19 protein-coding genes are annotated in these 23,634 nt (G+C 68.3%); 9 read left to right on the top strand and 10 right to left on the bottom strand.

Going from position 1 to position 23,634, the window contains the following annotated elements:
- Positions 1-9: 9 nt before the first annotated feature.
- The 5 genes from MPSD_RS22530 to MPSD_RS22510 all read right to left on the bottom strand — a co-directional run bounded on the left by MPSD_RS22530 (position 10) and on the right by MPSD_RS22510 (position 9,237).
- Complete coding sequence (locus tag MPSD_RS22530) at positions 10-2,547, bottom strand: PE family protein (protein WP_086085718.1); 2,538 nt, start codon at positions 2,545-2,547, stop codon at positions 10-12.
- A 219-nt stretch (positions 2,548-2,766) separates the two neighbouring features.
- Positions 2,767-5,406: a PE family protein gene (locus tag MPSD_RS22525; protein WP_119571746.1), complete on the bottom strand. Its 2,640-nt coding sequence runs from the start codon at positions 5,404-5,406 to the stop codon at positions 2,767-2,769.
- 251 nt (positions 5,407-5,657) lie between these two features.
- Positions 5,658-7,403 carry an alpha/beta hydrolase gene (locus tag MPSD_RS22520; RefSeq protein ID WP_020786224.1) on the bottom strand — a complete coding sequence of 582 codons (1,746 nt, stop codon included), beginning with the start codon at positions 7,401-7,403 and terminating at the stop codon, positions 5,658-5,660.
- 11 nt (positions 7,404-7,414) lie between these two features.
- Positions 7,415-8,188, bottom strand: a complete 774-nt coding sequence (locus MPSD_RS22515; protein WP_020786225.1) for an enoyl-CoA hydratase — start codon at positions 8,186-8,188, stop codon at positions 7,415-7,417.
- A gap of 11 nt (positions 8,189-8,199) precedes the next feature.
- Entirely contained in the window at positions 8,200-9,237 is a 1,038-nt protein-coding gene (locus MPSD_RS22510; protein WP_086085686.1) for an enoyl-CoA hydratase/isomerase family protein, read from the bottom strand.
- A gap of 247 nt (positions 9,238-9,484) precedes the next feature.
- Between MPSD_RS22510 and MPSD_RS22505 the strand changes: the two genes are divergently transcribed.
- Entirely contained in the window at positions 9,485-10,321 is an 837-nt protein-coding gene (locus MPSD_RS22505; protein WP_086085685.1) for a Bax inhibitor-1/YccA family protein, read from the top strand.
- A 178-nt stretch (positions 10,322-10,499) separates the two neighbouring features.
- On the opposite strand, the gene MPSD_RS22500 is transcribed toward MPSD_RS22505, so the two are convergent.
- Both MPSD_RS22500 and MPSD_RS22495 read right to left on the bottom strand, forming a co-directional pair.
- The gene (locus MPSD_RS22500) at positions 10,500-11,717 is read right to left on the bottom strand and encodes an acetyl-CoA C-acetyltransferase (RefSeq protein ID WP_015356919.1); all 1,218 of its coding nucleotides are present in this window, start codon (positions 11,715-11,717) and stop codon (positions 10,500-10,502) included.
- Positions 11,718-11,918: 201 nt separating this feature from the next.
- Positions 11,919-12,542: a GDSL-type esterase/lipase family protein gene (locus MPSD_RS22495; RefSeq protein WP_476703749.1), complete on the bottom strand. Its 624-nt coding sequence runs from the start codon at positions 12,540-12,542 to the stop codon at positions 11,919-11,921.
- Positions 12,543-13,012: 470 nt separating this feature from the next.
- Between MPSD_RS22495 and MPSD_RS22490 the strand changes: the two genes are divergently transcribed.
- The 4 genes from MPSD_RS22490 to MPSD_RS22475 all read left to right on the top strand — a co-directional run bounded on the left by MPSD_RS22490 (position 13,013) and on the right by MPSD_RS22475 (position 17,798).
- On the top strand, positions 13,013-14,080 hold the full coding sequence (locus MPSD_RS22490; protein ID WP_086085684.1) for an alpha/beta hydrolase: 1,068 nt from the start codon (positions 13,013-13,015) through the stop codon (positions 14,078-14,080).
- Between the two features lie 58 nt (positions 14,081-14,138).
- The gene (locus tag MPSD_RS22485; protein WP_036426325.1) at positions 14,139-15,533 is read left to right on the top strand and encodes a cystathionine beta-synthase; all 1,395 of its coding nucleotides are present in this window, start codon (positions 14,139-14,141) and stop codon (positions 15,531-15,533) included.
- Positions 15,534-15,728: 195 nt separating this feature from the next.
- Positions 15,729-16,532: an RDD family protein gene (locus tag MPSD_RS22480; protein WP_086085683.1), complete on the top strand. Its 804-nt coding sequence runs from the start codon at positions 15,729-15,731 to the stop codon at positions 16,530-16,532.
- 99 nt (positions 16,533-16,631) lie between these two features.
- Positions 16,632-17,798, top strand: a complete 1,167-nt coding sequence (locus MPSD_RS22475; RefSeq protein WP_020786230.1) for a cystathionine gamma-synthase — start codon at positions 16,632-16,634, stop codon at positions 17,796-17,798.
- 82 nt (positions 17,799-17,880) lie between these two features.
- Here the strand turns inward: MPSD_RS22475 and greA are convergent, their stop codons facing one another.
- Positions 17,881-18,375, bottom strand: coding sequence for a transcription elongation factor GreA (greA, locus tag MPSD_RS22470; protein WP_011738576.1), 495 nt, complete (start codon positions 18,373-18,375; stop codon positions 17,881-17,883).
- Between the two features lie 231 nt (positions 18,376-18,606).
- On the bottom strand, positions 18,607-19,041 hold the full coding sequence (locus MPSD_RS22465; protein ID WP_086085682.1) for a DUF4307 domain-containing protein: 435 nt from the start codon (positions 19,039-19,041) through the stop codon (positions 18,607-18,609).
- 141 nt (positions 19,042-19,182) lie between these two features.
- On the opposite strand from MPSD_RS22465, the gene mca reads away from it, so the two are divergent.
- The 4 genes from mca to MPSD_RS22445 are packed head-to-tail and all read left to right on the top strand — an operon-like array spanning position 19,183 to position 22,759.
- Complete coding sequence (gene mca, locus MPSD_RS22460; RefSeq protein WP_012395944.1) at positions 19,183-20,055, top strand: mycothiol conjugate amidase Mca; 873 nt, start codon at positions 19,183-19,185, stop codon at positions 20,053-20,055.
- Positions 20,052-20,351 (top strand): hypothetical protein, encoded by a 300-nt coding sequence (locus MPSD_RS22455; protein ID WP_011738573.1) that lies wholly within the window; start codon positions 20,052-20,054, stop codon positions 20,349-20,351. Before mca ends, MPSD_RS22455 begins: the two co-directional genes overlap by 4 nt.
- On the top strand, positions 20,338-22,362 hold the full coding sequence (locus MPSD_RS22450; protein WP_086085681.1) for a thioredoxin domain-containing protein: 2,025 nt from the start codon (positions 20,338-20,340) through the stop codon (positions 22,360-22,362). Before MPSD_RS22455 ends, MPSD_RS22450 begins: the two co-directional genes overlap by 14 nt.
- A gap of 13 nt (positions 22,363-22,375) precedes the next feature.
- Positions 22,376-22,759 (top strand): nuclear transport factor 2 family protein, encoded by a 384-nt coding sequence (locus MPSD_RS22445; RefSeq protein ID WP_011738571.1) that lies wholly within the window; start codon positions 22,376-22,378, stop codon positions 22,757-22,759.
- A 24-nt stretch (positions 22,760-22,783) separates the two neighbouring features.
- Here the strand turns inward: MPSD_RS22445 and trhA are convergent, their stop codons facing one another.
- Positions 22,784-23,524, bottom strand: coding sequence for a PAQR family membrane homeostasis protein TrhA (trhA, locus tag MPSD_RS22440; protein ID WP_012395942.1), 741 nt, complete (start codon positions 23,522-23,524; stop codon positions 22,784-22,786).
- Between the last annotated feature and the right edge of the window lie 110 nt (positions 23,525-23,634).

Genomic DNA, 23,634 nt, shown 5'->3' with positions numbered 1-23,634 from the left:
CGTGGTCGGTTACGACGCCCCGCTGAGCCCGTCGACACCGATCAGCCCGCCGGTTCCGCCGGTTCCGGGGGTGCCCTTGGCGGTGCCGGTTCCGCCGTTGCCGCCGTTGCCGCCGGTGCCGATCAGCACGGCGTTGCCGCCAACTCCGCCGGATCCGCCGGCGCTGCCTCCGAGCGGGTCGGTTTGGCCGCCGGCGCTGCCTGCCCCGCCGGCGCCCAGCAGCTGACCGCCGGCCTCGCCGGTGCCGCCAGTGCCACCGATGGTGATTCCGCCGGCGCCGCCGGCCCCGCCGCAGCCCAGCCAGCCGGCGTCGCCGCCGGCACCGCCGGTGCCGCCGCTGCCGGTATTGCCGTATCCGCCGAATCCGCCGGCTCCGGCGCTGGAGAACAGCAGCCCGGCGTTGCCGCCCCGGCCGCCGGTCCCGCCGGCCCCGGGGCCGAATCCGCCGTCGCCGCCGGCGCCGCCGCTGCCGAACAGCAGCCCGGCATTGCCGCCGGCGCCGCCGACTCCGGCAGTTCCATCAACCGCGCCCCCGAATAGCGCGGGTCCTGCGGCCCCGCCTGACCCGCCGGCCCCGCCGGGGCCGCCGAGGAGTCCGGCGTTGCCGCCGACCCCGCCGCCTCCGCCGGACCCGCCGGATCCTCCGAACCCAATCCCACCTTGGCCGCCGGCGCCGCCGTCGCCGCCGCCAGCGCCGACGAGGCCGCTGAGCAGGCCGCCAGCCCCTCCGGCCCCGCCGGCCCCGCCACCGCCCCCATCGCCGAAGGTGGGCACGCCGACGAACACGCCGAGTCCGGCCGGTCCGCCGGTTCCGCCGGCCCCGCCGGTTCCACCGCCGCCGAACAGCCCACCGGCCCCGCCCGCGCCGGCGGAGCCGCCGGCACCCCCGTTGCCCGGGGTGATGGCGCCGCCGTACCCGCCGGCGCCGCCCCCACCGCCGATCCCGCCGCTGCCTGAGAGCCACCCGCCTGCGCCGCCGGTGCCGCCGGTGCCCATCAGCCCGGCGGCCCCGCCATCGCCGCCGTCGAGGCCGGTGCCACCGGATCCGCCGGCGCCGCCGTCGCCGAGTAGCCATCCGCCGGGTGTTCCGTCGGTTCCGCTACCAGCGTCCCCGGGGGTGCCGTTGCCGATCAGCGGGCGTCCGGTCGCGGCCTGGATGGGTGCGTTGATCGCATTGAGGGCCTGTTGTTGCAGGGTGTGAATTGGTGAGGTGCTGGTCGGGGCGTTGAAGCCGTCCAGCCCCAGCAGCAGCCCGCTGGTCCCGCCGATACCGTTGCCGCCCGGAGTCGGGCCGGCCCCGCCGATACCGCCGTTGCCGCCGTTGCCGATCAACACCCCGCTACCGGCGGCACCACCTGCCCCGCCGGTGCCGCCGCCATTGCCGCTGGTGCCGCCGGCGCCGCTGGCGCCGCCGTTTCCGAGCAGCAAGCCGCCGGTGCCGCCAGCTCCACCCACACCGCCGCTACCGGCGGAAATGCCGAGCGAGGGCATCGCAGGCGCCCCAGCCCCGCCGGCCCCGCCGACACCCCCATTGGAGAACAGCCACCCACCGTTGCCGCCGTTCCCGCCAGCCCCACCGTTACCGGATATCAAGGCGGTGCCGGCACCGCCGGCGCCGCCGGCACCGCCGTTGGAGAACAGCAACCCCGCGCTGCCGCCATCGCCGCCGATCCCACCTACGCCCTGACCGCTGGTGCCGCCGGTGCCGCCGACGCCGCCATCACCGAACAGCAGGCCCGCGTTGCCGCCGGCGCCGCCGTGGCCTCCATCGGCGCCGACGAACCCGGACAGCAGCCCGGCCGCCCCGCCTTGGCCGCCGGCCCCGCCGCTGGCGGTAGCGCTAGTGCTGGCCCCGCCGGCCCCGCCGAGCCCGCCGCCGCCCAACAACCCGCCGGCACCACCGGCGCCGCCGGCACCACCGTTGGCGACGGTTGAGGCCCCGCCGGCCCCGCCGACTCCGGCGTTGCCCGAGAGCCAGCCGCCGGCCCCGCCGGCACCACCGGCACCCCCGTTGGCGGATGTCGAGCTGCCGCCGGCGCCGCCGGCACCCCCGGAACCCAACAGGCCCGCGGCCCCGCCGGCGCCGCCGTTTAGCCCGGGTGCGCCGGATCCGCCGGCGCCGCCGTCACCGAGTAGCCAGCCGCCCGGGGCTCCATCGGCCCCCGTCCCGGGGGTCCCGTTGGCGCCGTTGCCGATCAGCGGGCGCCCGGTCAACGACTGAACCGGTGCGTTGATCGCGGCCAGCAGACCCGCCAGCGGTGAGGCGCTGGCGGCCTCGGCCTGGGTGTAGGCGCTCGCGCCGGCGCTCAGCGCCTGCACGAACTGGGCATGAAACGTCTCGGCTTGTGCGCTGAGAGTTTGATAGCTCTGGCCGTGGGCGGAAAACACCGCCGCGATGGCCGCGGAGACCTCATCTCCAGCGGCGGCCAGCACCCCTGTCGTCTGAGCGGCCGCGGCCGTGGTGGCGGTGCTCAGTGTCGAGCCCACCCCGGCCAGCTCCGATGCCGCACCGGCCACCAGGTCCGGCACTGCGATCACATACGACATGGGAGACCTCCCAACCGCGTCGACCGACTACCCGACCGGCGCTCGCCAACACCTGTGCTGGGCAAAGTCGACCACAATGGCAATGAGGAACGCGGTGTTTCCACCGAATTGGTCAGCACGAATCGTGACGGTCGTGGGGGATTACATCGGCCCGTTGGTGTATGGAGCCGCCCGAGCTCGGCGCCGCATCCAGGTTGCGGCGCGTACCGCCGCGCGGCCTCAGGACAAGCCGTTGAGCCCGTCCACGCCGAGCAGCCCGCCGGCCCCGCCGGATCCCGGGTCGCCCTTGGCGGTGCCCGGTCCGCCGTTGCCGCCGTTGCCGCCCGCCCCGATCAGTACCGCGTCGCCGCCAACCCCGCCTGATCCTCCAGTGCCACCTGCGGCCAGCTCGGCCTCACCGCCCGCGCCGCCGGCGCCGCCGTCGCCCAATAACTGGCCGCTGGTACCACCGGCCCCACCGGCGCCCGCGTCGCCGTTGACGCTGATTCCACCGGCTCCGCCGGCCCCGCCGCTGCCCAGCCAGCCGGCATCGCCACCAGACCCACCGGTCCCGCCGCCGCCGGCCAGGCCGAACCCGCCGAACCCGCCGCCACCGGCGTCGGAGAACAACAGACCGGCGTTGCCGCCCCCGCCACCGTCTCCACCATTGCCGTGGTCGCTGCCGCCGTCACCACCGACACCGCCACTGCCGAACAGCGTCCCGGCGTTGCCGCCGGCCCCGCCGGCGCCGCTATTTCCGGGTGCACCCAATACCCCGCCAGCGTCGATGTTGGGACCTCCGGTCCCACCGGTGCCGCCCGCCCCGCCGGGACCGCCGAGCAGTCCGGCGTCGCCGCCGGCCCCACCGGTCCCGCCGGCCCCGGCAGTCCCAGTCACGGCATCCCCGTGGAATCCGCCGGTGCCGCCGGCCCCGCCGTCGCCGCCACCGGCACCGACCAGGCCGCCCAGCAGCCCGCCGGCCCCGCCGGCCCCGCCGGCACCGCCGTCACCGGATGCCAATAGCCCGCTGAATCCTCCGATCGCGCCGGTTCCGCCGGTTCCGCCGGCGCCCAGCAGCCCGCCGGCCCCACCGGACCCTCCGGCCCCACCGGTGCCTGACAGCCACCCGCCGGCCCCTCCGGCACCCCCGTCACCACCGGCAATGCCGCTGATGGAGTCGGTTCCGCCGGACCCGCCGGACCCGCCGGACCCGCCGGACCCGCCGGTCCCGCCGGTGCCCCACAGCCCGGCGGCCCCGCCGGTGCCGCCGTCGAGGCCGGAACCCGCCGTGCTGGATCCGCCGGCGCCGCCGTCGCCGAGTAGCCATCCGCCGGCGGTTCCGTCGGCTCCGCTGCCGGCTGCTCCGGGGGTGCCGTTGCCGATGAGCGGGCGTCCGGTCGCGGCCTCGACGGGTGCGTTGATGGCGTTGAGTGCTTGTTGTTGCAGGGTGTGCAGGGTGTGCAGGGGTGAGGTGCTTGCTGGGGCGTTGAAGCCGTCCAGACCCAGCACCAGCCCACTGGTCCCACCAATGCCGTCGGCGCCCGGAGTCAAGCCGGCCCCGCCGATACCGCCGTTGCCGCCGTTACCGATCAGCACCCCGTTGCCGGCCGCACCACCTGCCCCGCCGATACCGCCGCCGGTACCGCCGGCGCCGCCAGCGCCGCCGTTTCCGAAGAACACGCCACCCCCACCGCCGGCGCCACCGCCGCCTCCGCTACCAGCGGGTATGCCGAACGGAGGGCCTACCGCATCCGCCCCGGCCCCGCCGGCCCCGCCGACCCCGCCGTTGGAGAGCAGCCACCCGCCGTTACCACCGGCGCCGCCGGCACCCCCGTCGGCAAGTTCGCTGGCGCCGCCGGCGCCGCCGGCCCCGCCGTTGGAGAACAGCATGCCCGCGCTGCCGCCGTCCCCGCCGATCCCACCCGTGTTCCCGCCTCCGGTAGCACCGGCCCCGCCGGCGCCGCCGGTACCGGCCAGCAGGCCCGCGTTGCCGCCGGCCCCGCCAGCACCGCCGCCGTACCCGCCGGTACCGCCGTGGCCGCCGCCAGCACCAACCAAACCGGACAACAGCCCGCCAGCCCCGCCCTGACCCCCGGCGCCACCGGCGCTACCGCCGAACCCGCCGGCCCCGCCCAGCCCGCCAGCACCGAACAACCCGCCGAACCCGCCGGCCCCGCCCAGCCCGCCAGCACCGAACAACCCGCCGGACCCGCCGGCCCCTCCGGCGCCACCCTTGCCGATGAGGTCCGGGCCGAGCGGGATCGCGCTGGCGCCACCCGCACCGCCCGCGCCGCCATTGCCCAACAGCCAACCGCCGGCCCCGCCGGTTCCGCCGACTCCACCGTTGACCGTCGATGAACTCCCGCCGGCCCCGCCGGCGCCTCCGGTACCAATCAACCCGGCCGCCCCGCCGGCACCGCCGTTTAGCCCGGGCGCACCCGAGCCCCCGGCCCCGCCGTTACCGATCAGCCAGCCGCCCGCGCCACCGTTGGCTCCGGTACCGGGGGCGCCGTTGGCGCCGTTGCCGATCAGCGGCCGTCCGGTCAGGGTTTGCACGGGCGCATTGACGGCGCCGAGCAGACCCTGAAATGGCGCGGCGTTGGCGGCCTCGGCGCTGGCGTAGGTCCCCGCGCCGTTGGCCATCAGCTGCGCAAACTGGGCATGAAACGCCTCGCCTTGCGCGCCGAGTGTCTGATAGCTCTGACCGTGGAAGGAAAACAGCGCGGCGATCGCCGCCGACACCTCATCTCCGCCCGCGGCCGGCACCGTCGTCGTCGCCCTCGCCGCGACCGCATTGGCCTCACCAAGTACCGACCCGATCCCCGTCAAATCCGACGCCGCCGCAGCGACCGCCTCGGGAGTCACATTCACAAACGACACAGCCCACCCACCTAATCAACCCATTGCGGAGAAGTCCCAGACGAACTGGGCCACGTTAATCTGCAGGTCAGGGCCGTATGTGCGGAATGGGTGGCATCGTGAAAAGTTGAGTGGGGACCCTCTAACCCCGGGCGTGCGGTTGTCTCACCACGGGTGGCGCGACCAGCGGCGACGACACCCTGCGGCCACTGGTCGCGTCTCACCGCGAGACGATGCTGGGACGGCCCGATCGGCGTCCTACGCCGCAGCCGCTAGTCGGCGCGCAGCAGCGGTCGTAGCCGCTCGGTTTTCTCGGGGGTCCAGCCCGGCGGCGACAAGACCGCGGCCCAGCCGTTGGCGACGTTGCTGACGTAGCGGTGTCCATGCCCGTCGGGAACGTCCACGGCCACCGCCATGTCCGCAGACACTTGCAGGAAGGTCACCAACGGGATCCACCGCGTTTGGGGCAGTACGTCATAGCCGCGTTTCTCGCGTAGCCAGTCCGGCTCGCTGAAGAGCAGGTCCGGCGTCCACCACGCGATGGGGTCGGAGGCGTGCTGCAGATACACCACCCGCGGTTTGCCCCACGGCGCGTCCGGGCGCTGCAGATCACTGGCGCGGGCGATGAACCGCACGTTGTAGCCGTCGTCGTAGATGGGCAACCACTCCGGGGAACCGGGATCGCGGTTGGCGGTCAGCTCGGTCCAGACGGTGTTGTTGAACGTCGGTCCGCTGAACAACGCCCCGTCGGTGCGGGCGAGGATGTTGTTGAGGTTCATGAACGGTGCTTCGCCGCCGAAGGAACCCAAACTCTCACCGAATACGACGAGCTTGGGGCGCTGAAACTCCGGCATCTGCCGGATCAGCTTGTCCACGGCCTCGAACAGGGCCTGGCCGGCCTGTCGGGCGTTCTCCTTGTCCACCAGGAACGACAGCCAGCTCGGCAGATAGGAATACTGCATGCTCACGATCGCGGTATTGCCGTTGTACATGTACTCGAGCGCGGAGGCTTCCGCCTCGTTGATCCAGCCGGTTCCGGTGGTCGTCGCGACCGCGACCACCGCGCGCTGCAGACCACCGGTGCGCTGCAACTCCCGCGCCGCCAGCTCCGCGGTCGCGATGATCCCGTTCGCCGAGTTCAACCCGGCATAGGCCCGGATCGGCTCGGTGGCGGGGGAACCGTTGAACGCGGTGAGATCGGCCCGGCTTGGCCCACCCTCGACGAAGACCCGGCCCTGATGCCCCAGGGATTCCCACGAAACCAATGACTGCGGTCCTCCGGATCGCAGTGCGGTATTCGGCGGTGCGCTATTGGGATCCAACTCGTCGTTGACCGAGGCGAAGGTGCTGTTCATGGAATGCATCGCGAACTTGAGCACCACACCGTTGAGCACCGTGATCGTCAGAGTTACCAGCAGCACCACCACGATGGTCGCCGACAGGCGAAATGGTGCGATCCGGTCGAGCTGGCGAACCAGAAAACTGAACAGCCGGCGGATGAACTGACCGACTTCGACGAACGCGAACAGCACGATCAGCGATACCACCGCGGTCAACGGGTAGTCGTACCACTTCAGGTGTACAACGCCCATCAGGTCGCGCACATCGTCCTGCCAGAAGTGGAACCAGATCGCCATGAGCACGATGCCAACCCCGCCGACCGCGATGAGCGGCGGCCACACCCAGCGGGGCGGCGGTGGGCTGTCGTCTTGCGAGCGCATGTATCGGACCAGCCAGACGGCGAAAACACCCAGGCCGTATCCGATTGCCCCGGAGATGCCGCTGACCAGACCCTGAAACAGTGGGCCGCGGGGCAGCAGCGATGGCGTCATGGAAAACCACAGAAAAATCAAGCCGACCGCGCTGCCGGTAAAGGTGTAGTGGCGAACCCACCAGGCGTTGCGAGTCGTCTTCGGCGCGGCGGTTTCCCCGCTGCCGGAAGTCTCAACCGACTCGTCGGCCGCCGGTGCCGCTTCGTCGCTGGCGTCGGTACTGGTTGCGGAATCCATGTCGCTCATCGGTGCGTCACCTATCGGTGGGTGAAATTGGGCGGGCGCTTCTCGATGAACGCCGCCATCCCTTCGGACTGATCGGCTGTCCCGAAGGCGGAGTGGATGAGGCGACGTTCGTAGAGAAGTCCCTCGGCCAGGGTTGCTTCGAACGTGCGGTTCACGGCTTCCTTGGCCATTCGGGCCGCTGACCGCGACATCTGCGAAATGGTGGTGGCCACCGCCTTTGCCTCGGTGAGCAGGTCGTCGGCCGGCACCACCCGTGACACCAGACCACTGCGCTCCGCTTCGGCGGCGTCGATGGTGCGCCCGGTCAGGATCAGATCCATGGCTTTGGCCTTGCCGATCGCCCGGGTCAACCGCTGTGAGCCGCCCATCCCCGGCAGGACGCCGAGTTTGATCTCGGGTTGGCCGAACTTCGCGGTATCGGCGGCGATGATCAGGTCGCACATCATGGCTACCTCGCAACCGCCACCGAGCGCGTACCCGGCCACCGCGGCGATGGTCGGGGTGCGGACGGCGGCCAGTTTGCCCCAGGCGGCGAAGAAGTCGGCGTCGAACGCTTCGGAGAACGTCAGGTCCGCCATTTCCTTGATGTCGGCTCCGGCGGCAAATGCCTTGGCTGAGCCGGTGATGATGATCGCCCCGATGCCGGGATCGTTGTCCAGCTCGGCCGCAGCGCTGGTGACTTCGTTCATCACCTGGCTGTTGAGCGCGTTGAGGGCCTGTGGCCGGTTCAGGGTGATGATGCCGACTCGCTGGTCGCGCTCGACCAGGATGGTTTCGTAGCTCATGACCTGCCTTTCTAGAAACTCAAGTCGTCGTCGACCGGCGCGAAATACGCTGCGACGTCGGACTCGGTGATCTCGGCGAACGTCGCCGGCGACCATTTCGGATTGCGGTCCTTATCGATCAACTGTGCGCGGATGCCCTCCACCAGGTCGTGCGAGCGCAACGACGCCGAGGACACCCGATAGTCCTGGACCAAGACGTCTTCGAGCGTTTCCAGCTTGGCTGCACGGCGCACCGCCTCCAACGTCACCGACAGTGCGATGGGGGAGCGGCTGGCAATCACATTGGCGGCGTCGTTGGCCGGGCCGGCATCGTGGCCGCGCAGTGCGGCGATGATGTCGGCGACCATATCACCCGCATAGCACTCGTCGATCCAGCCGCGTTGGGCGGCGAGACCGCTGGGTGGCGGTTCGACGGCGTGGTGGGCCAGCGCGCTCTCGATTCCGTCGGAGGCGATGGCCGCGCTGAAGGCGCCGAGTTCGGCGTGCGGCACGAAGTGGTCGGCGAACCCCAGTGCGATGGCGTCGGCACCGGAGAAGGGTGCTCCGGTGAGTGCCGCGTGCAACCCCAGGGCGCCGGGGGCCCGCGACAGCAGGTACGCCCCGCCGACGTCGGGAATGAACCCGATACCGACCTCGGGCATCGCGACCTTGGAGGTATCGGTCACCACCCGGATGTCGCCGTGGGCGCTCACGCCCACGCCGCCGCCCATCACGATGCCGTCCATCAAGGCCACATACGGCTTGCTGAACCGGCCGATCTGGCCGTTCATCAGATACTCGTCGCGCCAGAACCGCCGCGCTTCGGCCCCGTCCTTGCGGGCACTGTGATAGACGGCCACCACATCACCGCCGGCACACAATCCGCGTTCGCCGGCTCCGGAGACCACCACCGCGCGTACCTCGCCGTCGCGCTCCCAGCGGGTGAGCACCGTGCTCAGCAGGTCCACCATTGTCTGGTTCAGCGAGTTGATCGCTTTGGGGCGGTTGAGGGTAATAAAGCCGACACCGCCGTCGACGCGGGTCAGAACTTCGTCGGACTCGCCGGTCACGGCTTCGGTCACGCTAGATCTCCCCTCCAGGGAATCGTCCAAGAGTTTGACCAGCAATCTAGATCGTGACTCGCTCCTGGGTGGCCCCGGGGCTAAGGTTTATCGTTAGCCGGACGACAGCGGCGCGGTTGGGCACGAGTCCGGAAAACAGAAAACCGGCAGGTGCGTTGGGAACCCGCGCGGGCCACTGATCGTTGAGCAGTTGTTCGCACAGCTCGAACCCATAGCCATAAGAGAGGATCCGACGGTGCGGGAGACAAGTAACCCGGTATTCCGCTCGCTGCCGAAGCAGCGGGGCGGATACGCGCAATTCGGTACGGGAGCAGGGGCGGGATATGCCGGCGACCCCTACATGGCCCCCTACCAGGAGACTCGTGACGCTGGGACGACCCGGCCACTGACCATCGACGACGTCGTGACCAAGACTGGCCTGACGCTGGCCATGCTGTCCGCGACGGCAGTCGTTTCCTACTTCCTGGTTGCCCAGAACATCGCGCTGGCGATGCCGCTGACCCTGGTCGGCGCGCTCGGCGGGCTGGCGCTGGTGCTGGTCGCGACCTTCGGTCGCAAACAAGACAACCCGGCGATCGTGCTCAGCTACGCCGCGCTGGAGGGTCTGTTCCTTGGCGCCGTTTCGTTCGTTTTGGCCGCCTACACGGTGGGGTCCGCCAACGCGGGAGTGCTCATCGGGGAGGCGGTCCTGGGCACGCTCGGCGTGTTCTTCGGTATGCTGGTCGTCTACAAGACCGGGGCTATCCGAGTCACGCCTCGGTTCACTCGCATGATCGTGGCCGTCATGTTCGGGGCGCTGGCCCTCATGCTCGGCAACTTCCTGCTGGGGATGTTCGGCGGCGGCGAGGGCCTGGGCCTGCGCAGCGGTGGACCGCTGGCGATCCTGTTCTCACTGGTGGTCATCGGTATCGCGGCGTTCAGCTTCCTGATCGACTTCGACGCCGCTGACCAGATGATCCGGGCCGGAGCGCCGGAGAAGGCGGCGTGGGGTATCGCGCTGGGCCTGACCGTGACGCTGGTCTGGCTCTACATCGAGATCCTGCGTCTGCTGAGTTATCTGCAGAACGACTAGTCTCGGCTCGACGAGAAAAGCCGGCACATATGTGTCGGCTTTTTCGTGTGTCCGCTTGGTCTCTTGAGTGTGCGGTGGTGGCCCCGAGCGTGTGCTGGTGGCGGGCTGACCCGAGTTTCGCAGCCCAGGGCGCACACTCACCGCCCTGGGCGCACGCTCGACGTCGGTGCCTGAGGCGCTAGCTCAGCCGCTCGATCACCATGGCCATGCCCTGGCCGCCACCGACGCACATGGTCTCCAGGCCGAACGTCTTGTCGTGGGTCTGCAGATTGTTGAGCAAGGTGGTGGTGATGCGGGCGCCGGTCATGCCGAACGGGTGTCCCAGGGCGATCGCTCCGCCAGAGACGTTCAGCTTGTCCTCGTCGATGCCCAACTCCCGGGCCGAGCCCAGCACCTGCACCGCGAACGCTTCATTGATCTCGACCAAGTCGATGTCGCTGATGGACATACCCGCCCGCTGTAGCGCCTTCTTGCAAGCCTCGATGGGGCCAAGGCCCATGATCTCCGGGGACAGACCGCTCACGCCGGTGGACACGATGCGCGCCAACGGCGTCAGGCCCAGCTCCTTGGCCTTGGTGTCGCTGGTGATCACCACTGCCGCGGCGCCGTCGTTGAGTGGACAGGCGTTGCCGGCGGTCACTGTGCCGTTGGGCCGAAACACCGGCTTGAGTTGGCTGACCTTTTCGTAGGTGGTACCCGCGCGCGGGCCATCATCGGTGCTGACCGTGGTGCCGTCGGGAAGCGTCACCGGGGAGATCTCCCGTTCGAAAAAGCCGCTCTTGATCGCCTCTTCGGCACGGTTTTGGCTGCGCACACCCCAGTGGTCTTGGTCTTCGCGGCTGATGCCCGAAATGATCGCGACGTTTTCAGCGGTCTGACCCATGGCGATGTAGACGTCAGGCAGATTTCCGTCAGCGCGCGGGTCATGCCATTCCTCGGCACCCGCGGCCGCGGCGGCGGTGCGTTCCTGGGCCTCATCGAAGAGGGGGTTCTTGGTGTCGGGCAGCGAGTCGGAGTTGCCTTTGCCGAACCGGGACACGGTCTCTACGCCCGCGGAGATGAACGCGTCGCCCTCGCCGGCCTTGATCGCATGAAACGCCATCCGGGTGGTCTGCAGTGAAGACGAGCAGTACCGGTTGACCGTGGTCCCCGGCAGAAAGTCGTAGCCCAGCGCCACGGCGACGACGCGCCCGATATTGAAGCCGGACTCACCTCCCGGGAGGCCGCAGCCCATGATCAGATCGTCGATCTGGTGCGGGTTCAGCGCGGGCACTTTGTCCAACGCGGCGCGCACCATCTGCACGGCCAAGTCGTCGGGGCGCATGCTGACCAGCGACCCTTTCATGGCGCGGCCGATCGGCGAGCGGGCTGTTGAGACGATGACGGCTTCTGGCATAACAGCTCCCTCCATTGGGGTGTGGCGAAGCCGAATCTAGCCTGACGACGAGCCTGGTGACGATTCGGGTCGTGCAGCGGCCCGTTGCCCGACTAGCCGCTAGCCGGGATCGCGACGGGTCCACCAACCACCGGGACCGGGCGCCGCCACAGCCGGGTGACGATGGCGCCCCGGGAACGCTCCTGGCTGCTGGTGCGGAAGCTAGGCCGCGACGGCACGGGAAGCATTGCGCTCCCGATCTTTTCGCGTAACGCATCGCGCAGACTGAGGAGCAGCTGATCGGCCGCCAGGGCGTACGCCGTTGCGGATGGGTGATATCGGTCGGCGGAGAACATCCGTTCGGGTTCGGCCCGGAATTGGCGTGCCAGCAGATTGGCGAGCGGAACCGGCACCCCGCCGGCCGCCTTGACGGCGGCGGTCTGAGCGCGGGCGAGCTGGCTTCCCCGCGTGTGAGCCAGGGACCGCAACGGTTGCGGTATTGCGGTGATGACACTGAAGTCCGGGCACGTGCCGACCACCACGATTGCGCCGCGGGCGCAGCTTGCGTACCACCGAGCCAAGCCGTTCCGCGGAGGGGCCGATCCCGTTGAGTGCTGTTATGTCGTTGGCGCCGATGATGATGATCGCGGCGTCCGGTGGCGGTCCGGCCACAAACATCGCGTCGACCTGACCGCACACGCCTTTTGAGGTGGCGCCGACCAGGGCTTTGGTGCTCAACCGCACCCGCTTGCCGGTCTGCTCGGCGAGCTTGCGTGCCATCACCACGCCCGGCACTTCCTCGGGGCTGCCACAGCCGTATCCGCACGCCGTGGAGTCGCCGAACATCATCAGGTGAAGGTCAAAGGGGGTTCCGCGGCGCCAGCGCTGCACCGGCCCACCGCCGCGGGAGTAGACCCCATCGGCACGGGGAGGTACGTCCCAGGCTTTGGGGATGATGGTGCGCGCGTGCGTAGCCTGACCGACCAGCAAGTTGCGTGCGCCCAGATAGGCCGTACCTGTCGAGGCGAGTGCACCCGCTGTGGCCAGAGCGATCGTCGAACGCCGCGGCACGCGTATGCCCACGCGATCAGTTTAGATCGGCTTCTCTGTTTGCGGGTCTACCTGACAAAACAGGTGAATTACGTTGTGGATCAATTGTGGTATCGAATCAGACTCATTAAGCGTTGTTTAAGAAGTAAGCTGTCAAGCTAAGTCGGAGGAGTTGGCAAATCGCTCGGGGGAGCAGGTTCAATCCGAACGCTTGGCCGCTCCATCACATGCCTTATCGGACTACAACGACGTAGGAAGTGTTGCGCATGACCGCACCTAGCAGGGTCCCCAGTAACCCTATCCATGCCATTCGCCCACGAGACGTACTCAAGACACGTAGACTTGAGGCACGCAGATTCGCCATCAGTGATGGCGCTCCGGTCGAGGTTGTCGAGTCGGTCCCGAGCGTTGCTGCGCGGGTCGCGACGCTTGCCTCGCGGCTGACCATTCGGCCGGTGTTGGCGGTCGGTAGCCACGTGCCGAATCTACCTTGGCCATGGGGCCTCATCGATCACGCCGCGAAGGCTTTGGTCCCGGCGTCTGCCACCGTGAGGGCCGCGGTGAGCTTGCCAAATGCGGCAGCGCAACTGGTTCGGGCGCCGGGCGTGCTGCCCGCCGACGGGACCCGGCGCGTGGTCCTCTATCTCCACGGCGGCGCCTTCCTGACCTGTGGAGCAAACTCGCACGGGCGGTTGGTCGAGCTGTTTTCAAAGATTGCTGACGCGCCCGTTCTGATCGTCAACTATCGGCTGATGCCCAAACACTCGATCGGTATGGCGCTCGATGACTGCCACGACGGCTACCGCTGGCTGAGGTTGTTGGGCTACGACCCGGAACAGATCGTGTTGGTCGGAGACTCCGCCGGCGGCTATCTCGCGCTGACTCTCGCGCAGCGGCTGCAGGAGGAAGGCGAGGAGCCGGCCGCCCTTGTCGCGATCTCGCCACTGCTGCAGCTAGCAAAGGAGCAGAAAAAGGCTCATCCCAACATTAAGCGGGATGCGATGTTCCCGCCGAAGGCTTTCGACGCGCTTGGTGAATTGGTTGCTAGCGCGGCCGCTAAAAACAAAGTCGACGGCAAACCCGAGGAACTCTACGAGCCGCTCGAGCACATCCGCCCGGGTCTCCCGCGGACCCTGATTCACGTGTCGGGATCCGAGGTGCTGTTGCACGACGCCCAGCTGGCGGCGCGCAAGTTGGCGGCGGTCGGGGTGCCCGCCGAGGTGCGTGTCTGGCCGGGACAGGTGCACGACTTTCAGGTCGCCGGGCCGTTGTTGCCCGAGGCGACCCGCTCCCTGCGTCAGATCGGCGACTACATCCGCGAGGCAACCGGCTAGGGGGTCGCGCCGTACCCGGAGTGTGGTTCGCCGGGACCGGCCTGACACGATGAAGCCCATGCGGATCGCCCAGCACATCAGTGATCTCATCGGCGGCACACCACTGGTTCGCCTGAACGCGGTCGTTCCGGCCGGGATCGGCACGGTGGCGGCGAAGGTCGAATATCTCAACCCTGGCGGCAGCTCCAAGGACCGGATCGCGATCAAGATGATCGACGCGGCCGAGGCCAGTGGAGCGCTGCGACCCGGCGGCACCATCGTCGAGCCGACGTCGGGCAATACCGGGGTGGGTTTGGCCCTGGTCGCCCAGCACCGGGGCTACAAGTGCGTATTCGTCTGCCCCGACAAGGTCAGCGAGGACAAACGAAACGTCTTGCGGGCCTACGGCGCTGAGGTGGTGGTGTGCCCGACGGCGGTGCCGCCGGAGGATCCGGACAGCTACTACAGCGTCTCTGACCGGCTGGTCAGAGAAATCGACGGTGCGTGGAAGCCCGACCAGTACGCCAACCCCGAAGGCCCGGCCAGCCACTACGCGACCACCGGCCCGGAGATCTGGGCCGATACCGATGGCAAGATCACGCATTTCGTTGCCGGCATCGGCACCGGTGGAACGATCACCGGCGCGGGGTGCTACCTCAAGGAGGTGTCGGGCGGCAAAGTCCGCGTCATCGGCGCCGACCCGGAGGGGTCGGTGTATTCCGGCGGGACCGGGCGGCCCTACCTGGTCGAGGGGGTGGGCGAGGACTTCTGGCCGGCGGCCTACGACCACGCGGTGCCCGACGAGATCATCGCGGTGTCGGACTCCGACTCCTTTGACATGACCCGGCGGCTGGCCCGAGAAGAGGCGATGCTGGTGGGCGGATCCTGCGGGATGGCGGTGGTGGCCGCCCTGCGGGTCGCCGAACAAGCAGGGCCCGACGCGCTGGTTGTCGTGCTGCTGCCCGACGGCGGGCGCGGTTACATGTCGAAGATCTTCAACGACGCGTGGATGTCGTCGTACGGCTTCTTGCGCAGCCGCCTCGACGGCAGGACCGATGCGTCCACGGTTGGTGATGTGCTGCGGCGCAAGTCCGGTGCGTTGCCGGCTCTGGTACACACCCACCCCTCCGAGACGGTGCGCGATGCCATCGGAATCCTGCGGGAATATGGCGTGTCGCAGATGCCGGTGGTCGGCGCCGAGCCGCCGGTGATGGCCGGTGAAGTTGCCGGCAGCGTTTCCGAACGCGAACTGCTCTCGGCTGTATTCTCGGGCAAGGCCAAGCTGGCCGACGCCGTCTCCCAGCACATGAGCCCGCCGCTGAAGCTGATCGGCGCCGGTGAATTGGTCGGTGTGGCAGGCAAGGCATTGCGGGACTGGGATGCCTTGATGGTCGTCGAGGAGGGCAAGCCGGTCGGGGTCATCACCCGGTATGACTTGTTGGGATTCCTTTCCGAAGGGGCGTTGCGGCGCTAGTCCGCCGTGGCGCCACAACTTAGGTCGGCTAGGAACAAAATCGGCTGGTAGCTACCTCCCCGACGGTGCCCAACCATGCTGGTAATGGCGCGAATCGCGGCTCGGGCGCAGCTCTAGCCTGATCTCTCCGCAGACCGCCAACCTCAGGTACTGTAAGGCTGCCTACTTCAGCTAATTCCGAGTGGAAGGTTGCCCATGACCGATCAGCCGCCTCCCGGCGGGTCTTACCCCCCACTGCCTCCGCCTCCCGGATCCTCCGGTGGGTCGGAGCCGCCCGCTGGTGGGTACCAAGCACCACCGCCTCCCTCGGCGCCCAGCGGGGGCGGCTACCCGCCGCCGCCACCGCCCCCGTCGCCCAGCACCAGCGGTTATCCGCCGCCCCCGCCGCCGCCGTCGGCGCCCGGCGGCAGCGCTTATCCGCCGCCTCCGCCACCACCACCGCTGGAAGGTGGCTACCCGCCGCCGCCACCACCGTCGGCGGGTGGATACGCACCGCCCCCACCGGGGCCGGCGATTCGTGCACTGCCGGCGGAGTCCTACACGCCGTGGATCACTCGCGTGCTGGCCGCGCTCATCGACTTCGCGCCCTACGTTGTGGTTACCGGCATCGGCTGGCTGATCATGATGGTGACCACGACCTCGTCGTGCGTGACCGACATCAGTCAGTACGACATTGGCCAGTACTGCGTATCCCAGCCGTCGATGATCGGTCAGCTGGCGCAGTGGTTGTTGTCCCTGGTGGGGTTGGCCTACCTGGTATGGGACTACGGCTACCGCCAAGGCACCACCGGTTCGAGCATCGGTAAGTCGATCATGAAGTTCAAGGTGGTCAGCGAAACCACGGGGGAGCCGTTGGGCTTCGGAATGTCGGTGGTGCGCCAGCTTGCGCACATCGTCGACGCGATCATCTGCTACATCGGGTTCCTGTTCCCGCTGTGGGACGCCAAGCGGCAGACGCTTGCCGACAAGATCATGACGACGGTTTGCCTACCGCTCTGAGTGCAACGCAACTCACTTGTGTCAGTGAGTGATTAGCAAAGCGCCACCCCGGCCGTGCGATTACGGCCGGGGTGGCGTTCGCTATTAGGCTGGTCATCGATGAAGGACGATCACAAGGCGCAGCACCGGTTCGCCGGACTCGCAACACGAGCCATTCATTCCGGCTATCGCCCGGACCCGGCGACCGGAGCCGTCAACGCTCCGATCTATGCCAGCAGCACCTTCGCCCAGGATGGTGTCGGCGGGCTTCGGGGCGGCTATGAGTATGCGCGAACCGGCAATCCGACTCGCACCGCCTTGGAAGCCGCGCTTGCCGCGGTTGAAGACGCGGCGTTCGGGCGTGCGTTCAGTTCCGGCATGGCCGCCGCCGACTGCGCGCTGCGGGCAATGCTGCGACCGGGTGACCATGTCGTCATCCCCGACGACGCCTACGGCGGCACCTTCCGGTTGATTGACAAGGTCTTCACCGGGTGGAACGTCGAGTACACACCGGTAGCCCTGGCGGATCTGGATGCGGTGCGTGCGGCGATAAGGCCAACCACCCGACTGATTTGGGTGGAAACACCGACCAATCCGCTGCTGTCGATCGCCGACATCGCCGGCATCGCCCAGCTGGGTGCGGACAGCTCGGCGAAAGTTCTGGTGGACAACACCTTCGCATCTCCGGCGCTGCAGCAGCCGCTATCGCTGGGCGCCGACGTGGTGCTGCATTCCACCACCAAATACATCGGTGGTCACTCCGATGTGGTGGGTGGCGCACTGGTGACCAATGACGAAGAGCTGGACCAGTCTTTTGCCTTCTTGCAGAACGGGGCGGGCGCGGTGCCGGGCCCGTTCGACGTGTACCTGACCATGCGCGGCCTGAAAACCCTGGTCCTGCGCATGCAGCGGCATAGTGAAAATGCCGCTGCCGTGGCGGAATTCCTCGCCGAACATCCCGCGATCAGCACCGTGTTGTACCCAGGGCTGCCCAGTCACCCCGGCCATGCCGTGGCGGCGCGGCAGATGCGCGGGTTTGGCGGCATGGTTTCGGTGCGGATGCGAGCCGGCCGCACCGCCGCCGAACAGCTGTGCGCCAAGACGAACATCTTCATCCTGGCCGAATCACTAGGCGGTGTGGAGTCGCTGATCGAGCATCCCAGCGCGATGACTCACGCGTCGACCGCGGGTTCGCAGCTGGAAGTGCCCGATGACCTGGTGCGGCTGTCGGTCGGTATCGAAGACGTTGCCGATCTCCTCGACGACCTCAAACAGGCGCTGGGCTAACCCCGGCGCGAGCAGCCCGCGAGCAGACACAGAATCGCACGCGCAGCGCGCGCTGGGTGCGATTCTGTGTCTGCTCGTCAGGTCAGGAGTGGTAGGGCTCGGCGCTGATCAGCGTGACCTCGATGACGCTGCCGTTGGGCACGGTGTAGCTACGGGTCTCACCGACCTTGGCGTCGATCAGGGCGCCACCGAGCGGGGAATTCGGCGAGTACACCTCGAGCTTGCCGTCGTTGACGCCTTCTTGGCGGGTGGCGATGAGGAATGTCTCGCTATCGGACTGGTCGCCGTTGTAGTAGACCTTCACCACGGAACCGGGCAGGGCGATACCGGACTGCTTGGGCGCTTCGCCGACCTTGGCGTTGTTGAGCAGGTCCTGCAGCTGGCGGATGCGGGCCTCTTGCTGGCCCTGCTCTTCGCGGGCGGCGTGGTAGCCGCCGTTCTCGCGCAGGTCGCCCTCTTCGCGGCGGTCATTGATTTCGGCGGCGATGATCGGACGATTGGCGATCAAGTGATCGAGCTCGGCCTTGAGTCGGTCATGTGACTCCTGGGTTAACCAGGTCACCTGAGTATCCGTCATCTCGTGGCGCTCCTTGTGTTGTCTTTTGGCGCATGCGCGCAAGTTGCTGATCCCGCATCAACCCGGTATCGGGCGTACGCGGGCCCCCACCCCGGTCGCTGCCACTCCGCTTCTGCTCACGGCCATTAATGCAGCAATACACGGTCCCGGTCAGGACCGTGTATCTAGCCATGTTACCACCGCGCTAACAGTCGGTGACTGCATATGCGCAGTTCGGGGTTTGTTGCGCGGTCAAGGTGAGCGCAAGTAAGCGGGCACATCTGTGCCGCAACCGTATACGTCCGCCATCAACGGCGGCTTGCTCGATTTCAGGGTCGTCGTCACCTGCACGGTGGTTTGGTCCGAGGGCGGCACCAGGACCTCTCGCCGGCCGGTCTCGCTACCGTCCTTGGCCCGGACGCGCACGATGCAATCGACCGGCCGTGACGGGTCTGACCGCGTCACGCTGATCGTCACCGATGCCGTCTGCTCATCGATCACGCGGTAGCCGGTCAATTTGCCGGTGACGGCGTTGGTGACGATCCGCTGGTAGCCGATCACGGCAAGCACGGTCCCGGCCACCACCACCAACACCGCCAGAGCGATGAGGATGTAGCGCCGCGACCTACCGGAGAGTCGAGACCGCCCATAGCGGGCTTCGGGACGGGATATGGGTGCTGGATTCATGCCTGGCTTGGCGGATCGGGGAAGGGCTGTAGGCGGGCGTCAGGCGCCGGACGACAAGATGGAACGATTGAGAACTGAAATTATAGTGGCGCAATCGGCCGGCGAGCAGACGGCCCGACCAGCAGACGGACAAGGGAGCACGTGAGCAAACTGCGGTTGATGGCGGTGCATGCCCACCCCGACGACGAGTCCAGTAAGGGCGCCGCCACTCTTGCCCGGTACGCGGACGAGGGTCATCGCGTGCTGGTGGTGACGTTGACCGGGGGCGAGCGCGGCGAGATTCTCAACCCGGCGATGGATCTGCCCGACGTGCACGGGCACATCTCCGAAATTCGCCGCGACGAGATGGCGAAGGCGGCCGAGATTCTCGGTGTGGAGCACACCTGGCTTGGGTTCGTCGACTCCGGACTGCCGAAGGGGGATCCGCCGCCCCCGCTGCCCGAGGGGTGTTTCGCCCTGGTGCCCTTGGAAGATTCCATCGAAGCGCTGGTACGTGTGGTGCGGGAGTTCCGGCCCCACGTGATGACGACCTACGACGAGAACGGCGGCTACCCGCACCCCGACCACATCCGCTGCCACCAGGTCTCCATCGGCGCCTACGAGGCCGCTGCCGACTATCTGCGGTTCCCGGATGCCGGTGAGCCCTGGACGGTGTCCAAGCTCTACTACATCCACGGCTTCCTGCGGGAGCGCATGCGGATTCTGCAAGACGAGTTCATCAAGCGCGGCCAGGAAGGTCCGTTCGGCAAGTGGCTCGAGCACTGGCATCCCGACCACGATCCGTTTGCCAACCGAGTCACCACCCGCGTTGAGTGCTCGGGCTATTTCGCCCAACGCGACGACGCCTTGCGAGCGCATGCGACCCAGATCGACCCCAACGCCGAATTCTTCGCGGCGCCGCTGTCGTGGCAGCGTGAACTCTGGCCGACCGAGGAATTCGAGTTGGCCCGCTCGCGCATCCCCATCGGTCTGCCTGAGACCGAGTTGTTCGCCGGAATCGAGTCGAGCCAATGAACCAGTTTCTGCTCACTGTGATTGCAGACGATGCACCGCGCAATACCGGACCCGATTTCGGCAAGGCCAGTCCGTTGGGGCTGCTCGTCGTCGTGGTCTTGGTCATCGCCACGTTGTTTCTGCTGCGATCGATGAACCGGCAACTCAGGAAGGTCCCGGAATCCTTCGATCGTGCGCACCCCGAGCCGGATCAGGCGGCCGACGAGGGCACGGATGTGGTGGACGTCGAGGAACCGCCCGCCGCGGACGGTGGCGCCACCACGCGATCGCCGGGGCCGGCCGATGACCCCGGCTGATTCATCGGCCGGTTTCTCCGGAACCAATACCCTCGCGCAGGCCACCAGTCCGTACTTGCGCCAGCACGCCGACAACCCCGTGCATTGGCAGCAATGGACACCGCAGGCGCTGGCTGACGCCGCCGCGCGCGACGTGCCGATTCTGTTGTCGATCGGATACGCCGCGTGTCACTGGTGTCACGTCATGGCCCACGAATCGTTCGAGGACGACGAGGTGGCGGCGGTGATGAACGCGGGCTTCGTCAACATCAAGGTGGATCGCGAGGAACGGCCCGATATCGACGCGGTCTACATGAACGCCACCGTTGCCCTCACCGGGCAGGGCGGCTGGCCGATGACGTGCTTCCTGACCGCTGATGGGCGGCCCTTCTACTGCGGTACCTACTACCCGAAAGCGGGTTTTCTGCAGCTGCTTTCGGCCGTATCGGAGACCTGGCGGGAACGTCGCGGCGAGGTGGAGGAGGCCTCCGACCACATTGCCGGTGAGTTGCGTTCGATGGCGTCCGGACCGCCCGGCGGCGGTCCCGACGTGGCGCCGGAGCTGTGTGACCATGCCGTCGCGGTCGTCTTGGGTGAGCAGGACACGGTTCATGGTGGCTGGGGCACCGCGCCCAAGTTCCCGCCGTCGGCGCTGCTGGAAGCGTTGCTGCGGCACTACGAGCGCACCGGCTCCCCGGCCGCACTGGCTGCGGTGTCGCGCACCGGCGCCGCGATGGCCCGCGGCGGCATCTATGACCAACTTGCCGGCGGCTTCGCCCGATACAGCGTCGACAAGGCCTGGGTGGTACCGCATTTCGAGAAGATGTTGTACGATAACGCGCTGCTGTTGCGGGCTTATGCGCACTGGGCCCGGCGGACCGGCGATGAGTTGGCGCGCCGCGTCGCGGCCCAGACCGCGGGGTTTCTGCTGGACGGGCTGGCCGCTGGCGGCATGTTCACCTCCTCGCTGGATGCCGACACCGACGGCCGCGAGGGTTCGACCTATGTCTGGACTCCCGAACAGCTGATCGAGCTCCTAGGTGAGGACGACGGCCGTTGGGCCGCAGAGGTTTACGCGGTGACCGCGGCCGGCACCTTCGAACACGGCGCGTCGGTGTTGCAGCTGCCCTCGGATCCGCACGACGCCGAGCGGCTGCAGCGGGTCAGCGGCGCACTGTCGGCGGCCCGGCGCGGGCGCGCGCAACCCGGTCGCGATGACAAGGTCGTCACCTCCTGGAACGGGTTGGCAATCACGGCGCTGGTAGAGGCCAGCATTGCCCTGCAGCAGCCCGAATTGGCGCAAGCCGCGCGGCGTTGCGCACGCGTGTTGCTGGACTTGCACGTGGTCGACGGCCGGTTGCGCCGCGCCAGCCTGGGCGGTGTGGTCGGCGACAGCGCGGCCATCCTCGAGGACCATGCCATGCTGGCCACCGGCCTGTTGGCGCTCTATCAGTTGACTTCCGAACCGGGTTGGCTGACCTCGGCCTGCGATTTGCTGGATACCGCATTGGCGCACTTCGGCGATCCGCAGCGGCCCGGTCGCTGGTTCGACACCGCCGACGACGCCGAGCGGCTGATGCTGCGCCCGGGCGACCCGCTCGACGGGGCCACGCCTTCGGGTGCGTCTTCGATCGCCGAAGCCCTGCTGACCGCCGCACACCTGGTCGCCGACGACCGCGCCCCGCGCTACCTGCAAGCCGCCACGGAAACGTTGCGCGAACATTCGGTCTTGCTGGCACGCGCACCGAGGTTGGCCGGGCACTGGCTGTCCGTCGCGGAGGCGGCGGTGCGGGGACCGCTGCAGATCGCGGTTGCCTGCGACGATCCGCAGTCAGAGCTACTGGCCGCCGCCCGCCGGCTGGCGCCGGGCGGAGCCATCGTCGTCGGCGGTCGGCTGGACTCGGCACCGTTGCTGATCGGACGGGATCGGGTGGCGGGTGCGGACGCCGCCTATGTCTGCCGGGGACGGGTCTGCGACCTGCCGGTGACCGGTACCGACGAACTGGCCGCAGCTCTGCCAGTGCCCGGGTAGTAGCGTGCGTCACATGCCGAATTCCGCTGAGAGGTCCCAAGCGATTACCGAAACGGTCAACCGATACATGTCGGTGCTGGCCGACGGCGGCGCCGACGATCTGGTCGGCTTCTACGCCGACGACGCGACCCTCGAGGATCCGGTCGGGGGAGAGGTGCACATCGGTACGCGAGCCATCCACGGCTTCTATTCGGCGATCGCGGGCCTGACGCGCGAGTGCGAGTTGGTGTCGCTGCGGGTGTGCGGCAACGAGGCGGCTTTTCAGTTCCGGCTGACCGTGACCAGCGGCGACAGCAAGATGCGGGTGGAGCCCATCGAGGTCATGGCGTTCGATCGCTCCGGCAAAGTGGCCGCGATGAAGGCGTATTGGTCAGCGGCCGACGTGACTCATTTGTAGCCACGTGAGGCGCTGCTGTAGCGCTCAGAACACCACGAACCACATCGCGATGTAGTGGCAGATCGCCGCGACTGCGGTGCAGGCGTGGAAGAACTCGTGGTAGCCGAACGTCGAGGGCCACGGATCCGGCCAGCGCACGGCGTAGAGAATGCCGCCGATGCTGTACAAGGCGCCGCCGACAAACAGCAGCACCAGCGCCGTCACCCCGGCGTTGTGCAGAATCGTCGCGGTGTACCAGACCGCGACCCAACCCAGCAGCAGGTAGAGCGGGACACCGACCCAGCGCGGCGCGGTCGGCCAGCACATCTTGAGTAGAATCCCGGCGATCGCACCGCCCCACACGATCGATAACACCACTCGCCCGTCATGGCCCGGCAATGCCAGCAGGGCGAACGGGGTGTAGCTACCGGCGATGAACACGAAGATCATCGAGTGATCGGCCCGCTTCATCCACTTGTGCGTGGTCGCGGACGCCCAGTTGACTCGGTGATAGGTGGCGCTGACGGTGAACATCACCACGGTGGCCGCAATGTAGGCCAGCGTGGCCAGGCCGGCTTCAGTGGAGCCCACCGCCCAGGAGACCGCAACCAGCGATGCGCCCGCCAAAACAGCGGTGCCGGCCGAATAGACGTGGATCCAGCCGCGGAAGCGCGGCTTGGTGAGCGCCCGTGCGACCCCTTCGACGAGGTGATGCGCAGCGTTGGGAACGGCTAGACCCTGTGGTTCGGGTTCTGCGGTGCTGGCCATGCTGGCCTGGCTGCTCATTTCGCCCATTGCCCCGTCTGGTGATCGCCGGATATCGGTCACCGATCACAGTAGTCGCCCCGAGCGTGAGTGGGCTTACGACTTGGCGTGATCTTGCGGCGAATCAAGGC

Source organism: Mycobacterium pseudoshottsii JCM 15466 (assembly GCF_003584745.1).
Classification (GTDB): Bacteria; Actinomycetota; Actinomycetes; order Mycobacteriales; family Mycobacteriaceae; genus Mycobacterium; species Mycobacterium marinum.
Note: the sequence above shows the minus strand (reverse complement) of the source record. Positions and strands in the feature narration are given on the sequence as shown.

Bases quoted from the DNA above. Each gene is read 5' to 3' on its own strand.
- MPSD_RS22455 (WP_011738573.1), top strand. From the start codon at position 20,052: ATGAACCAGTTTCTGCTCACTGTGATTGCAGACGATGCACCGCGCAAT.
- MPSD_RS22475 (WP_020786230.1), top strand. From the start codon at position 16,632: ATGAAGGACGATCACAAGGCGCAGCACCGGTTCGCCGGACTCGCAACA.
- MPSD_RS22450 (WP_086085681.1), top strand. From the start codon at position 20,338: ATGACCCCGGCTGATTCATCGGCCGGTTTCTCCGGAACCAATACCCTC.
- MPSD_RS22495 (WP_476703749.1), bottom strand. From the start codon at position 12,542: ATGTTCGGCGACTCCACGGCGTGCGGATACGGCTGTGGCAGCCCCGAG.
- greA (WP_011738576.1), bottom strand. From the start codon at position 18,375: ATGACGGATACTCAGGTGACCTGGTTAACCCAGGAGTCACATGACCGA.
- MPSD_RS22485 (WP_036426325.1), top strand. From the start codon at position 14,139: ATGCGGATCGCCCAGCACATCAGTGATCTCATCGGCGGCACACCACTG.
- MPSD_RS22500 (WP_015356919.1), bottom strand. From the start codon at position 11,717: ATGCCAGAAGCCGTCATCGTCTCAACAGCCCGCTCGCCGATCGGCCGC.
- MPSD_RS22465 (WP_086085682.1), bottom strand. From the start codon at position 19,041: ATGAATCCAGCACCCATATCCCGTCCCGAAGCCCGCTATGGGCGGTCT.
- trhA (WP_012395942.1), bottom strand. From the start codon at position 23,524: ATGAGCAGCCAGGCCAGCATGGCCAGCACCGCAGAACCCGAACCACAG.
- MPSD_RS22520 (WP_020786224.1), bottom strand. From the start codon at position 7,403: ATGAGCGACATGGATTCCGCAACCAGTACCGACGCCAGCGACGAAGCG.
- MPSD_RS22445 (WP_011738571.1), top strand. From the start codon at position 22,376: ATGCCGAATTCCGCTGAGAGGTCCCAAGCGATTACCGAAACGGTCAAC.
- MPSD_RS22490 (WP_086085684.1), top strand. From the start codon at position 13,013: ATGACCGCACCTAGCAGGGTCCCCAGTAACCCTATCCATGCCATTCGC.
- MPSD_RS22530 (WP_086085718.1), bottom strand. From the start codon at position 2,547: ATGTCGTATGTGATCGCAGTGCCGGACCTGGTGGCCGGTGCGGCATCG.
- MPSD_RS22515 (WP_020786225.1), bottom strand. From the start codon at position 8,188: ATGAGCTACGAAACCATCCTGGTCGAGCGCGACCAGCGAGTCGGCATC.
- MPSD_RS22480 (WP_086085683.1), top strand. From the start codon at position 15,729: ATGACCGATCAGCCGCCTCCCGGCGGGTCTTACCCCCCACTGCCTCCG.